Source organism: Candidatus Palauibacter sp. (assembly GCF_965197445.1).
Lineage (GTDB): Bacteria > Gemmatimonadota > Gemmatimonadetes > Palauibacterales > Palauibacteraceae > Palauibacter.
In genome coordinates, this window is the sequence record NZ_CBDANE010000004.1 from 238,022 (window position 1) to 252,585 (window position 14,564).

12 protein-coding genes are annotated in these 14,564 nt (G+C 68.4%); 10 read left to right on the top strand and 2 right to left on the bottom strand.

The window, feature by feature from the left end:
- Positions 1–7 precede the first annotated feature (7 nt).
- Positions 8–1,192, bottom strand: a complete 1,185-nt coding sequence (locus ACN9M6_RS04805; protein ID WP_419161783.1) for a pyridoxal phosphate-dependent aminotransferase — start codon at positions 1,190–1,192, stop codon at positions 8–10.
- Positions 1,189–3,768, bottom strand: a complete 2,580-nt coding sequence (gene ligD / locus ACN9M6_RS04810) for a DNA ligase D (RefSeq protein ID WP_419161784.1) — start codon at positions 3,766–3,768, stop codon at positions 1,189–1,191. The genes ACN9M6_RS04805 and ligD overlap by 4 nt, the downstream gene beginning before the upstream one ends.
- Positions 3,769–3,875: 107 nt before the next feature.
- Between ligD and ACN9M6_RS04815 the strand changes: the two genes are divergently transcribed.
- The 10 genes from ACN9M6_RS04815 (at position 3,876) to ACN9M6_RS04860 (ending at position 14,520) form a co-directional block, all read left to right on the top strand.
- Positions 3,876–4,694, top strand: coding sequence for a Ku protein (locus ACN9M6_RS04815; protein ID WP_419161785.1), 819 nt, complete (start codon positions 3,876–3,878; stop codon positions 4,692–4,694).
- Between the two features lie 30 nt (positions 4,695–4,724).
- Positions 4,725–7,178 (top strand): penicillin acylase family protein, encoded by a 2,454-nt coding sequence (locus tag ACN9M6_RS04820; RefSeq protein WP_419161786.1) that lies wholly within the window; start codon positions 4,725–4,727, stop codon positions 7,176–7,178.
- Between the two features lie 99 nt (positions 7,179–7,277).
- Positions 7,278–7,529, top strand: coding sequence for a 50S ribosomal protein L31 (gene rpmE / locus ACN9M6_RS04825; RefSeq protein WP_419161787.1), 252 nt, complete (start codon positions 7,278–7,280; stop codon positions 7,527–7,529).
- Entirely contained in the window at positions 7,529–8,614 is a 1,086-nt protein-coding gene (gene prfA, locus ACN9M6_RS04830; protein ID WP_419161788.1) for a peptide chain release factor 1, read from the top strand. The genes rpmE and prfA overlap by 1 nt, the downstream gene beginning before the upstream one ends.
- Positions 8,611–9,567 (top strand): peptide chain release factor N(5)-glutamine methyltransferase, encoded by a 957-nt coding sequence (prmC, locus tag ACN9M6_RS04835; protein ID WP_419161789.1) that lies wholly within the window; start codon positions 8,611–8,613, stop codon positions 9,565–9,567. Before prfA ends, prmC begins: the two co-directional genes overlap by 4 nt.
- 190 nt (positions 9,568–9,757) lie before the next feature.
- Positions 9,758–10,108, top strand: a complete 351-nt coding sequence (locus tag ACN9M6_RS04840) for a YlbF family regulator (protein WP_419161790.1) — start codon at positions 9,758–9,760, stop codon at positions 10,106–10,108.
- Positions 10,105–10,761, top strand: a complete 657-nt coding sequence (locus tag ACN9M6_RS04845) for a CDP-alcohol phosphatidyltransferase family protein (RefSeq protein ID WP_419161791.1) — start codon at positions 10,105–10,107, stop codon at positions 10,759–10,761. The genes ACN9M6_RS04840 and ACN9M6_RS04845 overlap by 4 nt, the downstream gene beginning before the upstream one ends.
- Before the next feature lie 23 nt (positions 10,762–10,784).
- A complete protein-coding gene (locus ACN9M6_RS04850; protein WP_419161792.1) occupies positions 10,785–12,116 on the top strand; it encodes an inositol-3-phosphate synthase in 1,332 nt (443 codons plus the stop codon).
- Positions 12,117–12,812 carry a dTMP kinase gene (tmk, locus tag ACN9M6_RS04855; RefSeq protein ID WP_419161793.1) on the top strand — a complete coding sequence of 232 codons (696 nt, stop codon included), beginning with the start codon at positions 12,117–12,119 and terminating at the stop codon, positions 12,810–12,812. It abuts the gene before it with no gap.
- Positions 12,813–12,861: 49 nt separating this feature from the next.
- Positions 12,862–14,520, top strand: coding sequence for a S41 family peptidase (locus tag ACN9M6_RS04860; protein WP_419161794.1), 1,659 nt, complete (start codon positions 12,862–12,864; stop codon positions 14,518–14,520).
- Positions 14,521–14,564 lie beyond the last annotated feature (44 nt).

Sequence of the window (14,564 nt, forward strand, 5' to 3'; positions counted from 1 at the left end):
CGCGACACTAGAGGATGCGGGCGAAACGATCACCCAGGTCCCGGAAACGGGCCACCGGCTCGTTGCTGAACACGAGGCGGAGCTGGTACGCGGCGCCGGGTCCGCCCCACGCGTCCATGGGAGTGGCGGCGACTCCTCCCTCGGCCAGAAGCCGTCGCGAGAGTGCTCGCGCCGGTAGCCCAAGCGCCCGGGTGTCGACCAGAAGGGACCAGCCGCCCGCGGCGGGGCGGACCGGGTAGTCCCGCAGCGCTTCGAGCACCGCGTCGCGCCGCCGCTCCCAGCGCCGAACGCTCGCCGCCACGTCATCCGCTTCATTCGCGGCGGTCAGCGCCGCCAGCGCGCCGGGCTGCCCGATCCCGACCCCGGTGACGACGTTGTAGATCCCCACCTTGGCCACATCCGCAAGGGCCGCCGCCGGTCCCACGACCCAGCCCACGCGCCAGCCGATCATCCGGTGCTCCTTCGAGACGGAACCGACGGTGATCGTTCGCTCACGCATCCCGGGAAGACCGGCCGGGTGCAGGTAGGGCCGCCCGTCGTACAGGATCCGCTCCATGGCCGCGTTGTAGATGAGCCACAGATCGTGGCGCGCGCACAGTTCCGCGATTGCGGCCCATTCGTCGGGGTCGAGTACGCCGCCGGACGGCATGGAGGGGTTCATGATGAACAGCGCCCGGGTCCGGTCGCCGACGCGCCCGGTGAGGGCGTCGAGGTCGAGCCGCCAGCCCATGGCCGGATCGAAGACCCAGGGCGCGAGCCGCGGGGTCGCACCGGCCAGGCGCACACGCTGCAGCATGCCGGCGTACGTGGGGTCGGTGACGATCACTTCGTCCCCCGGGTCCACGGTCGCGAGCAGCGCGTTGAGCAGGCCCTCCGTGCCGCCCGCCGTGATCACGCACTCCCGGTCGGGGTCGTACTGCCGCCCGGCGAGCCGGGCGACGTGCCGCGCGGCCGCCGCCCGGAGGTCCGCCCGGCCCGTGAAGGGCAGGTAGCTGTTGGCGGCGGGCGATTCCAGCGCGGCGCGGGTGGCGGCCACGGCCGCAGGGGGCGGGCGCAGGTCGGTGTCCAGGTTCTCAAGCCTGAGGATGTCGGGATCGCCCTCCGCCGTCCGCGCCACCCTGTCGATATCGAAGCCCGGGATCCCGGACAGCCGCCCGGGGAGCGTGGGTCCGCGGCCCTCGGAGGCGCTCACGCGCCCATCCTCCGCTGCAGCGATTCGAGCGCCCCCATCAGGTCGGGCTCGTCCGTGAGCACGCCGAGAAGCGGATCGGGATCCAGCGACCGCACGCGCTCCGGCATCGTGCGGATCGTAAAATCCTCCATCGACACCCCCTCCTCGACCTCTGCCCAGCTGAGCGGTGCGGACACCGTGGCTCCCGCGCGCGGCCGCACGGCATACGGCGCCACGACGAGTCGTCCGCGCCCGTTCTGGACGTAGTCGATGTAGATCTTTCCCTCACGCCCCGACGGGTTCCGAACGATGGTGGCCCGATCGGGGATCTCCGCCGCGACCGTCTTCGCGAGCAGCAGGGCGAGCGTCCGCGACTGCTCGTAGTCCAGTTGTCCTCCGAGCGGAACCATCACGTGGATTCCCGACGAGCCGCTCGTCTTGGGATAGCTCGGCAGTCCGATGTCCCGGCACAGCGCGTGGATCGTCCGCGCGACCTCGACGACATCCTCGAATGGCGCGTACACCTCCTCGCCGTCGCGCTTGTGTTTCGGGTCGAGGTCGAGGAGGCACCAGTCGGGGCGGTCGAGGCTCCCCAGGCGGCTCGCCCACACATGCAGCGGGATCGCCCCCAGATTCGCGATGAACACGAGGACGGCCGGATCGTCGGCGATGAAGTAGTGGATATTGCGCTCGGACCCTTCGCTCCAGATCGGCTCGGTGCGCACCCAATCCGGCTGAGAGCCGGGGGCGTTCTTCTGAAAGAAGGACTTCCCGTCGATGCCGTCCGGATATCGCGTGAGCACGAGCGGGCGGTCTTCCAGAAAGCGCAGGAGCCACGGCGCGATGTCCCGGTAGTACGCGATGAGGTCACCCTTGGTGTAGCCCTCATCCGGCCAGAAGACCTTGTCCAGGTTCGAGACCGGGAGCTCGTCCACCGGCGGCGCCGCCGTGTCCACGCGAACGGGGTCGGTCAGAGCGGCACGCGGATCCCGGGGACGACGGCAATCCGTGGGCAGCACGTCGCCCGCCAGCCCGAGGAATGCAGGGTGCCGGAGGAGACCCCCTTCCGTGACCTCCTTGTAGCGCACCTCGGCCACGAGTTCGGGGGCCACCCAGGTGTGCTCGTCTCCCGCGGGGGCGGGCGTGACGAAGGCGGGCTCTCCCGCTCTGAGCCCATCGAAACGCTGCCGGAGCGTCGAGAGACTCTTCTCGTCGAAGCCCGTGCCCACGCGGCCCATGTAGTGGAGTGCGAGACCATCCTCCTCTGCGGCTTCGCCTTCGGTGGCGGGGCTGTAGGCGCCGACGTGGAGCGCCCCGAACCCGGTGCGCGACCCGCCGGGGTTCGTGAACCCGACGATGACGAAATGGGACTCGCGGCCCGCGTGGATCTTGCGCCAGTCGGAGGAGCGGCCGCCGACGTAACGGGAATCGGCGCGCTTGGCCATGATCCCTTCGAGACCCATCTCCTGCACCTGGCGAAAGAGCGCCGTGCCGCACTCGTCGAAGTACTCGCTGAACCGGATCGGGCCGGCCTCCGGAACCACGTCGCGCAGGAGCCTGCGTCGCTCGGAGAGCGGAAGGTCGCGCAGATCGCGGCCATCGAACGCGAGCAGGTCGAAGGCGTAGAAGCTCGCCGGAGTCACGAACGAAGCCCGGTGTACGTCGAGTGGCTTCGAGAGCCGGGCCCGCGTCTGGAGCTTCTGGAAGCTGGGATAGCCCGTCGCATCGTGCACGACGACCTCGCCGTCCAGCACCACCTGCTCGAAGGGCAGCTTGCGGAGCGAGCGAGCGATCTCGGGGAAGCTGGCCAGCGCGTCGTGCCTGTTCCGCGTGAGGAGAGTCGCTCTGCCCCCGCGCGCGGCGGCCAGCATTCGGTATCCATCGAGCTTCAGTTCGAACTGCCAGGCCGGGTCGTCGAACGGCTCCTCCCGCGGCGTGGCGAGCATGAACTCGACGTCGGAAGGCTCAACGGGCCCCTCGCGCGCGCCGGCTCGCGACACCGCCGCGGCCTGATCCGCGCCCGGATACCAGCCGCCCTCGCGTCTCGCCATCTGGCCGACGGTGAGGCCGGAGAGGATCGATGTCTCCGGCATCGACCCGTCCGGCAGGATCGGGTGCCCTCCGCGCTTCTCGCGGATCAGCAGCCACTCGTTGCCGGTCTCGCCCTTGGCCAGCCGGACCAGCGTCCACACTCCGCGCAGCTTGTGGCCCCGGAGTTCGAACAGGAGCTTGCCGCTTTTCAGCCCCTCTTCCGGGTCCTCGAGCGGGATCCAGCGCCCCAGGTCCCACACGATCATCTCGCCGGCCCCGTACTCGCCCTCCGGGATCACGCCCTCGAACTCGATGTACTCGACCGGGTGATCCTCGACGTGGACCGCGAGTTTCTTGTCGGCGGGATCGGCGGAGATCCCCTTCGGGACGGCCCACGACACGAGCACGCCGCCCCACTCCAGTCGCAGGTCGTAGTGCATGCGGCTCGCGGCGTGGAGCTGGACCACGAACACACCCGCCCCGGTTCCGGACGCGCCCCCGAAGGGCTCGGGCGTACGCTCGGCGGCCCTCTTATCGCGGTAGACTTCCAGCCGTTCGGGGGGCATTTCGTGACGATCCGTCCTTCGGCGCGGGGCGTGGTGCTGCGGAACCTATTATCTTGGCCCGCTACGGGCTGCCAGGGGTTCGGCACGGAACGGAGGCGCGGCAAGCCATGAGTCCTCGACCTATCGCGACGGCAACAATTTCCTTCGGGCTCGTTTCGATCCCGTGTCAACTCTTCTCGTCGGCCGAGAATTCGCAGAAAGTACGCTTCAACTTCCTCTCCCCCTCCGGGACGCGCGTGAAACAACAGTACGTCGACGCGCAGACCGGGGATCCGGTCGAGCGACGGGAACTCGTCAAGGGCTATCAGTTCGCCAGGGACAAGTACGTCACCTTCACGCCGGAGGAACTGAAGGCGCTGGAGGCGCGGGCCACCCAGGCGATCGAGATCGTCGAGTTCGTGCCCGTGGATCAGGTCGAGCGGGCGTACATCGGGAAGACGTACTACCTCGGAGCGGGCAAGGGGGGCGATAAGGCCTACCGGCTTCTGGGCGCCGCCATGAAGAAGACGGGCTGGGCCGCGCTCGCGAAGTACGCGGCGCGCGGCAAGCAGTACCTGGTCCTCGTCCGTCCGGTGGGTGACCACCTCGTGCTCGAGCAACTGCACTACGCGCACGAAGTCCGTGACATCACCGGCGTGCCGGCGGGGGAGGCCGAACTCCAGGACGCCGAACTGCAGTTGGCCGTCCAGCTCATCGAGCAGATCGCATCGGATGAGTTCGACCCGGGCAAGTACGAGGACGAGGTCGGTCAACGCGTGCTGGAGGCGATCGAGAAGAAGGTGGCCGACGGGGCCGAGATCGAAGCGCCGGCGGAGGAGGAGCCTACGGCGCAGGTGATCGACCTCATGGCCGCGCTCAGGGCCAGCGTCGAAAGGTCCGGGTCGGCCGAGGAGAAATCCGGGGAGCAGAGAGCCACCGGCTCCTAGGTCGCGCAACCTTTATCACGGGAGAGTCGCATGCGGGTTCGAGTGGTCGCTCTTGCCGCGCTCATCGTTTTTCTGCCGACCTGGCCGAAGGAGACCGGGACGGAGACGCTGCGGGTTCAGGGGCTCGAAGCGCGAGTCGAGATCCTCAAGGATCTGTGGGGCGTCTCCCACATCTACGCCGAGACGGAACACGATCTGTTCTTCGCGCAGGGGTACAACGCGGCGCGGGACCGCCTGTTCCAGTTCGAGATGTGGCGCCGCCAGGCCACCGGCACGGTCTCCGAGATCCTCGGCGCCCGCGAGATCGAACGGGACCGGGGTGCGCGGCTGTTCCAGTACCGGGGCGACCTGGAGGCGGAGCTGAACCACTATCACCCACACGGGGCGCAGATCATCCGCGCGTTCGTCGACGGGATCAACGCGTACATCGCCGAGACGGAACGCGACCCGGATCTCCTCCCGGTCGAATTCGAGATGCTGGGCATCACGCCTGCCGCCTGGACGCCGGAGATCGTGATCTCGCGGCACCAGGGTCTGCTCATGAACATCGGGCAGGAGCTGGACCTCGGCGTTGCCGTCGCGAGGGTCGGAGCAGAGAAGGTGAAGGAAGTTTCCTACTTTCATCCGGGAGACCCGGACATCGAACTCGATGACGCGGTCGACGGATCACTGCTCCGGAGCGAGATCCTCGATGTCTACCGCGCGTTCCGCGGCCAGGTCCGATTCCGCCCGGAGGACATCGCCCCGCGTTTCCGCGCGGCCGCCTCCGAGGGGAACGACGACGAGTGGACGGAGGACGACAGCTACGGCGGGGACGCGCTGCGCCTCGAAGCGGAGCGGGCCGCGACCGGGAGCAACAACTGGGTCGTGGCGGGGAGGCGGACGCTGAGCGGCCGCGCGCTCATGGCCAATGACCCGCACCGGGTGCAGGCGGCGCCCTCGCTCCGCTACCTCGTGCACCTGGTCGGCCCGGGCTGGAACGTGATCGGCGGCGGTGAGCCGGTGCTGCCGGGCATCTCCATCGGCCACAACGAACATGGCGCCTGGGGCCTCACCGTCTTCCAGACGGACGCGGAGGACCTGTACGTCTACGAGACCCACCCGGACAACCCGAACCGCTACCGGTACGACGGTGCCTGGGAGGCGATGCGGGTGATCGAGGATGAGATTCCGGTCGGGGGGCAGACCGCGGTGCGCGTCCGACACAAGTACACGCGACACGGGCCGGTGGTGTACGAGGACCGGGACAACCACGTCGCCTATGCGGTCCGCGCCGGGTGGATGGAGATCGGCGGCGCCCCCTACCTCGCCAGCCTGCGCATGGATCAGGCGAAGACGTGGGAGGAGTTCGTGGACGCCTGCAACTACTCCAACATCCCCGGCGAGAACATGGTGTGGGCCGATGTCGACGGGAACATCGGCTGGCAGGCGGTGGGGATCGCCCCCATCCGACGTAACTGGTCGGGGCTCGTTCCGGTACCCGGGGATGGCCGGTACGAGTGGGACGGCTACCTCGAGATCCGCCACAAGCCGCACGTCTTCAACCCTGCCAAGGGCTTCTGGTCGACGGCGAACCAGAACCTCGTCCCGCCCGGTTACGAGCACCGGGACGCGGTGGGCTGGAGCTGGAGCGATCCTTTTCGGAGCGCGCGGATCGACGAGGTCCTCGCGACGGGCCGGCGCTTCACGATGGCGGAGATGATGCAGCTGGCGACGGACTATGTGTCGCTGCCTGCGCGCTCGCTCGTCCCCATGCTGCGCGGAGTGGATCTTTCCGGCGCGACGACCGCCGCCGCGCGGGACGAGGCGGCACGCGGCGAGCTTCTCGACTGGAACTTCGAGCTGGCTCCGGATTCACGTGAAGCGGCGATCTACGTGTCGTGGGAGCGGGAGATCCAGAGCCAGATGGTCCCGCTCGTCGTGCCCGCAGAAGTTCGTGCTTCGCTGGGCCGTCTCTCGATGAAGAAGATCATCGACTGGCTCGGGTCGCCGCCGGCGTGGTTCGCGCCGCTGGGAGACGGAAACCCGGTGGCCGGCCGCGACGCGTTCCTCGCCCGGACCTTCGCACGCGCGCTCGACGGACTGGAGGAGCGCTTCGGGGCGGACCCGTGGCGCTACGGTGATGCCCGCTTCAAGCACGTGCGCCTGCGGCATCCGCTCTCCGGCGTCGCGAACCCCGAGACGCGCGCGCGCCTCGGGGTGGGACCGCTCCCGCGCGGCGGCAACGGCTTCACCGTGAACCAGACGGGTGGGGGCGACAACCAGACCTCCGGTGCTTCCTTCCGCGTCATCACCGAGGCGGGCGACTGGGATGCCGCGGTGTTCACCAACACGCCGGGACAGGCGGGGGATCCCGACCATCCCATGTACCGCAACCTGTTCGAGGGCTGGGCGAAGGACCGCTTCTTCCCCCTCTATTTCTCGCGCGACCGTGTGGAGGCCGTCGTCGCCGATCGGGTAGTGCTCACCCCCGACGGAGGATGATCGCGCAGATTGTTTGCCGGAGGCGGGCACGAACCGATATTCTCTCCGATTGATTCGGCGACGCCCGACAGGGCGGGAATGGAAGCTCGAGGAAGACCAATGAAGACAGGCATACATCCGGATTACGCGCCGGCGAAGATCACCTGTGCGTGCGGCCGGGACACGGAGACTCGTTCGACTGTGGGAGAGATCCACGTCGAGATCTGTTCGCACTGCCACCCCTTCTTCACGGGGCGGCAGAAGCTCGTCGACACGGCGGGCCGCGTGGAGAGGTTCCTGGCCAAGTATGGCGATCGCACGAGCGGCGAAGCCGCGAAAAAAGAGGCGGAGGCGGCCGCGACGGATGCCTGATGTTGGATCGTGACAGGCTCGTCGCCGGTCTTCGCGAGGCCGTCGAGCGGCGCGATGAACTCGGCCGGCTCATGGCCGACCCCGAGGTGCTGTCGGATCTGCCGCGCCTGAAGGAGTTGGCGCGGGAGTACTCGGGACTCGCACGCCTGGCGCGGGCGGCGAAACGCCACTTCAAGCTGCTCGACGACCTGAGGCAGGCGCGCGAGGTCGCGGCGGAAACCGACGGTGAACTTGCCGACCTGGCTGCCGCGGAGGCGGCCGAACTCGAGACCGAACGGGAAACGGCCGAGGTCGAGCTTCGCCGGCTCCTCGTCCCGAAGGACCCGTTGGACGATCGGCCCGCCGTGGTCGAGATCCGGGCCGGGACCGGGGGGGACGAAGCCGCCTTGTTCGCCGCCGACCTCTACCGGATGTACGCCCGCTTCGCCGCGGAGTCCGGGTGGGAGGTCGAACTCGTCAGCACGAGCGAAGGCGCGCTCGGCGGGCTCAAGGAGATTGTCTTCGTGGTGCGCGGGCCGGACGTCTACGGCCGTCTCCGGTTCGAATCCGGTGTACACCGCGTGCAGCGCGTGCCTGAGACGGAAAGCCAGGGTCGAATCCACACGTCGGCGGCGACCGTCGCGGTGCTGCCGGAGGCTGAGGAGGTCGATGTCGAGATCGACCCGGCCGACCTCAAGATCGACGTGTTTCGTTCATCCGGTCCCGGCGGTCAGTCCGTGAATACGACCGACTCCGCGGTGCGGATCACGCACCGCCCCACGGGACTTGTGGTCTCGTGCCAGGACGAGAAATCGCAGCACAAGAACAAGGCGAAGGCGCTGCGAGTGCTGCGCAGCCGGCTGCTCGACCGACTGGTTGCGGCGCAGGAGGCCGAGCGGGCGCGCGAGCGGCGCACGCAGGTGGGGACCGGTGACCGTTCCATGAAGATCCGGACCTACAACTTCCCGCAGAACCGGGTGACGGACCACCGGATCCACTTCACGAGCCACCGGCTCGAGGCCATCCTGGGGGGCGATCTGGGCGAGGTCGTCGAGGCGCTCCGGCTGGCGGGAGTAGAGGAGCGACTGGCGGCGGGGGCCGGATGACGGGCCCGCCGCGGGGCGGGGCGGGGCGCCGCCCTGCGGGTCCGACGCGCCGCGAGATCGTGCAGGGTGTGCGGCGCGAGCTCGAGCTGGCCGGCCTGGAGGCGCCGCGTGCCGAGGCCGAGCGGCTCGTGGCGGCGGCGCTCGCCCTGTCCCGCAGCGAGCTCGGCGCCGCCGGCGGGGAACGCGTCGATCCCCTCGCGGCGGCGGATGTGGCGCGCGCGGTTGCCCGCCGCCTCGAGGGGCAGCCGCTACAGCACATCGAGGGCACGGTCGACTTCCGGCGCGTGCGCCTCGTGTCCGATGGCCGAGCGCTCATCCCGCGACCGGAGACCGAACAGCTCATCGACCACATCTCCGCTTGGCACCGCGCCCGGCCCGCGCCTGTTGAAGCGCTCGACATCGGCGTCGGATCCGGCGCGATCGCGATCGCGCTTCTGGACGAGGGCATCGCGGCACGCGTCGTGGGCCTCGACATCTCGGCTGCCGCGCTCGACCTGGCCCGCGCAAACGCCCGCCGTGCCGGCGCGGAGGGGCTCGAACTGCGCGCCTGCCCGGCTGACACCTGGTCCGCGCTCGGCCCCGACGAGCGCTTCGATCTCATCGTCTCGAACCCGCCCTATGTGACGACCGCCGAGTGGGCGGCACTCGACCCCGTGGTGCGTGACCACGAACCGAGGGCCGCCCTCGACGGCGGCGCGGACGGCCTCGACGCGGTCCGCACGATCGTCTCCGGCGCCGCCGCCCGCCTGCGGGAGGGCGGGGCGCTCTTCATCGAGATCGGCGAGTCTCAGGGTCACGCCGTCCTCGGACTCCTGGAGGCGGCAACGTCGTTTTCCGAAGCCCGAATCGCCCTGGACCTGGCCGACCGACCCCGCTTCGCCAGGGCGCTCAAGGCGGCCCGGCCGGAGCAACCTCGGGCGGATCCGGACAACCCATTTCGAGGGGAGTCATGAGGGCGCCGGCAAGTCGCGTGGGGGCCGGGGCCGGGTTATACTCGGGCGTCGGATTGCCGGCTCCGGCCCGCCGCATGGGGGCTGATCGGGCGCGCGCGATCCGGATTCCCGCCCGCCGGCGTCTCGCTGCGCTGGCCCGCGGCGCTTCCTGATTCCGTTTCGAGCCGGGGACATGGACGAACGAGACCGCATGTTGGAGAAGGCGGGGGAGGTAGGTCGCATCATCTCCCAGTTGCCGGAATACGCCTACCTTCGCGCCGCCCGCCGCGAGATCGACGCGGACCGCGAGGCGACGGAGATGCTGAACCGAATGCGCGACCTGCAGCAGACGCTGATGGAAGCGATCGGCCGCGGGGAGAAGCCGAGCGAGGAGCAGGAGCAGGAGTTCGGGACCCTGCAGGAGCGGATCCAGCTGAACACCCGCTACCAGGCGCTCGTCTCGTCGCAGGCGAACTTCGAGAAGTTGATGGACCGGGTGGACCGGGCGATCGGCGAGGGCATCCGGAAGGGCGAGGAAAGCCGGATAATCATCCCGACATGAAGGCGGTCCGCGATCTGGGAGAGCGCGCGCTGCGCGCCATCTTGGAGCCGGTCATGGGCTGGCTCACGAGACGCCGTGTCCACCCCAACCTCATCAGCACGCTCGGCTTCCTCATCACCTGCAGTTCCGGGTATTTCTTTCATCAGCACCATGTGAGCACGGCCGGTTTCCTCATCCTGCTCGGCGGCGTGTTCGACCTCCTGGATGGAACGGTCGCGCGCCGCACCGGACTCGCTTCGTCCTTCGGCGCCTTCTACGACTCGACGCTCGACCGGCTGTCCGAGATCGTCGTGTACCTGGGACTCCTCTCCCTCTACAACGACTATCGAATGGAGCTCGGCGACGTCGGGATGATCTACTGGATCGTGCTCGCCCTGGCCGGGTCGCTGATGATCAGCTACACCCGTGCCCGGGCCGAGGCGCTCGGGATCGACTGCCATGTCGGTCTCATGCAGCGTCCCGAACGCGTCATCCTGATCGGCTTCGCCGCGCTGATCTTCGGCGAAACCACCATGCTGGGAGAGCAGGGTCTCGTACTCAGAGCGGTGATCATCGTTCTCGCCATTCTCACGAACCTGACGGCCTTCCAGCGGATCTGGTGGGTGTACCGCAATACGCGGCCGGACGGTGAACCCAGACCGAAAACCGACTAGCAGATACGGAGTGAACCACCATCGTGGACTCTGACAGATCCCCTGGATCACCCGAAGCCATCGCCCCGGCCGAGGGGACGCTCGGCGTCCTCCTCGTCGGGCTCGGAGCGGTTTCCACCACCTTCATCGCCGGAGTGGAAGCCACGCGTCGCGGACTGAACCGTCCGATCGGATCGCTCACACAGATGAACACGATCCGGCTCGGCAAGCGGACCGAGAACCGGACCCCGCTGATCCGGGACTTCGTGCCGCTGGCCGAACTCGACGATCTCGTGTTCGGCGCCTGGGACCCGATTCCCGACAACGCCTACGAGTCCGCCAAGGTGTGCGGCGTCCTCCGGCCGGAGGACATCGACCCGCTGGCCGACTTCATGCGGGGGATCGAGCCCATGCCCGCGGCCTTCGACCGCGCCTACGTGAAGAAGCTGGACGGCCCCAACGTGAAGACGGGGGCGAACAAGCGTGAACTCGCCGAGCAGCTGCGCGCGGACATCCGCCGTTTCAGGGAGGAGAAGGGGTGTGACCGCCTCGTGATCGTGTGGGCGGCGTCGACCGAGACCTTCATGAAGCCGGGCCCGGCCCACGACTCGATCGCCTCCTTCGAGCGCGCGATGGAGGAGAACAACCCGGCCATCGCGCCGTCGATGCTCTACGCCTGGGCCGCGCTCATGGAAGGCGTACCCTTCGCCAACGGAGCGCCGAACCTGACCTGCGACATCCCCGCTCTCCTCGACCTCGCGGCCGAGAAGGACGTGGCGATCGGGGGGAAGGACTTCAAGACGGGCCAGACCCTGATGAAGACGATCCTCGCGCCGGGACTGAAGGCACGCATGCTGGGGCTCCACGGCTGGTTCTCGACCAATATCCTTGGGAACCGGGACGGCGAGGTGCTGGACGATCCCGAGAGTTTCAAGACGAAGGAAGAGTCGAAGCTGGGCGCACTCGAGTACATCCTCCAGCCGGAGATGTATCCGGACCTTTACGGCGACATGTATCACAAGGTGCGGATCAACTACTACCCGCCGCGGGGGGACAACAAGGAGGGTTGGGACAACCTCGACATCTTCGGCTGGATGGGGTACGGGATGCAGATCAAGATCGATTTCCTGTGCCGGGACTCGATCCTCGCGGCCCCGATCGTGCTCGACCTCGCCCTCTTCCTAGACCTTGCCGCGCGGGCCGGACTGTCGGGGATCCAGGAGTGGCTCTCGTTCTACTTCAAGGCGCCGCAGACGGCCCCGGGACTCTACCCGGAGCACGACATCTTCATCCAGCACTGGAAGCTGAAGAACACGCTTCGCTGGTTGATGGGAGAAGGGCAGATCACCCACCTCGGCGTCGAATACTACGACTGAATGAGTGAAGGGACGGGCTTGGGCCGCTTCGTCGTCTTCGAGGGTCCGGAGGGGGCGGGGAAGTCATTGCAGATCGAACGGCTCTCGTGCCGGCTGTCGGAGCGGGGCGTCGCCCACGTGACGACGCGGGAGCCCGGTGGGACGGCGGCGGCGGAGGCGATCCGGGAGGTGATCCTCGAGCGGCCGGAACTGCGCCTGGACGGGATCGCTGAACTGCTACTCTTCTCGGCCGCGCGCCGCGCGCATGTGGAGGAGATCATCCGTCCGGCGCTGGAGCGGGGAGATGTCGTGCTCTGCGACCGCTTCGAGCTCTCGACACGCGTCTATCAGGGGTGGGCGAGAAGGGTGCCCGCGGAGACGGTCGGGCGGGTGACCCGTGCCGCGACCGGCGGCTTGCTCCCGGACCTCTATCTCGTGATCGACGTTCGCGTGTCGGTGGGGCTCGACCGCCAGTGGCAGAACCAGGAGAAAACTGATCAGTTGGCCTTCTTTGCACCTCCGCCCGATCGCATTGAGAGTGAAGCGCGATCGTTCAGGGAGCGCGTGCGCGAGAGGTATCTGGAACTCGCCGCGACCGATGACCGGATTGAGGTCGTCGATGGCGCCGGCGCCCCGGATGAGGTAGAGCGGGCCATCCTCGCGCTGCTGGAGGAACGTTTCCCGAATCCTTTTCGGGGTCCGAGCTTTCGCCGTTGACTGCGGGGTGAGACATTGACGATCACAAGGCTGCCAGAACGGAGGATGCATGAAAGTGGACCGATCCTGGACGACCGGCTTGCTGGTGGGTGTCATCGCCCTCACGACCGGCGGTTGGCTCATCAACCAGGGCGGGACCGCCGGAGCGGGAGAGAGCCGGCGACTCCTCGATGAGATCCATCGTCTGATCGCCGAGCACTTCGTCGACGAGGTGTCGCCCGACGAACTGTACCGGATGGCCATCGACGGGATGCTCGAGAACCTCGGGGATCCGTACACCACCTTCCTCGAACCCCGGGATTCCGAGGATCTGCGTTTCACCACGACCGGCAACTACGGCGGCCTGGGCGTGCGGATCGAACCCAAGGACGGCTGGATCACGGTCGTTCAGGTGCTTCCGAATTCGCCGGCCGTCCGCGAAGGACTCGAGGTCGGCGACCGGATTATCGAGGTCGAAGGCGAATCCGCCGAAGACTGGTCGGTGGACAGGGCGGTCAACACCCTCCGCGGTGAGCGAGGGGCCGGAGTCAACCTCACGATTGCCCGCGTGGGCGTGGATCGGCCGCTCGCGATCCACATCGTGCGCGATGTCATCCAGGTGCGTCAGGCACAGGGGTTCATGCTGGACGACCGGATCGGCTACGCGACGCTGCGCGGGTTCAGTCGCGGGGCCAAGGAGGAGTTGGTCGAGACGCTGGACGGCCTCGTCGAGGGCGGAGCGGGCGGACTGATCCTCGATCTGCGCCGGAACCCGGGAGGTCTGCTCCCCGCCGGCATCGAGATCACGGATCTCTTCCTCGACCGCGGACGGGAAGTCGTGGAGACGCGTTCCCGGGTGGCGGACCAGAACTACGTGTTCACGGCGCCATCCCGCGATCGATACGCGGACGTGCCGCTGGTTGTCGTCGTGGACGGTCTCAGCGCGAGCGCCTCGGAGATCGTGGCCGGCGCGCTGCAGGATCACGACCGCGCCGTGATCGTGGGGACGACCACCTTCGGGAAGGGCTCGGTGCAGACGCTCTATCACCTGTCCGGGAACAACAGCATGAAGGTCACGACCGCCCGTTGGTACACGCCGGTGGGGCGGTCGATCACGAAGGACTTCGACCGCGAGAGCGCCCTGCGCGAACTGGCGGCGAGCGCGGTTGCGGTGTCCGGGGAGCCGGTCGCCGCGCCCTCCGAGCCGGAGGAGCGCGAGGAGTTCGTGACCGAGGGAGGACGGACGGTCTACGGCGGCGGAGGGATTACGCCGGACCTGGTCGTCTATCGCGACACGCTGTCCACGAACGAGCAGGAGCTTCGGCGTCTCGCGACGCGCTCGGGGGCGATTCCACGGAACATCGTGTTCCGGTGGGCGGTCGAGTACGCGAACGATCACGACTTCAACGAAGGCTTCGCCGTGACGCAGGCCATGCGCGACGAAATCTGGGACGCGCTCACGGCGGCCGGAGCCGAGGTCGAGCGCGACCTGTTCGACGGCTCGCAGACCTACGTGGACTGGCTCATCGCGGATGAATTGGCCGGGTCGGAATTCGGCGAGGTGCCGCAGCTCAGGAGCCGGGTCACCCGCGACGCGCAGGTGCAGGCGGCGCTGGACCTCCTCAGAGACGCCGATTCGCCGGAGACGCTGCTCGCGATTGCGGCCCGCGCGGCCGAAGAGCGGGCCGCCGAAGGGACGCCGGGCGGGGCACCGGGCGGCGATCGGTGAACGTTGTCGGCGGGCTCCGGTTCGCCAACAGAGCAGGAGACGTG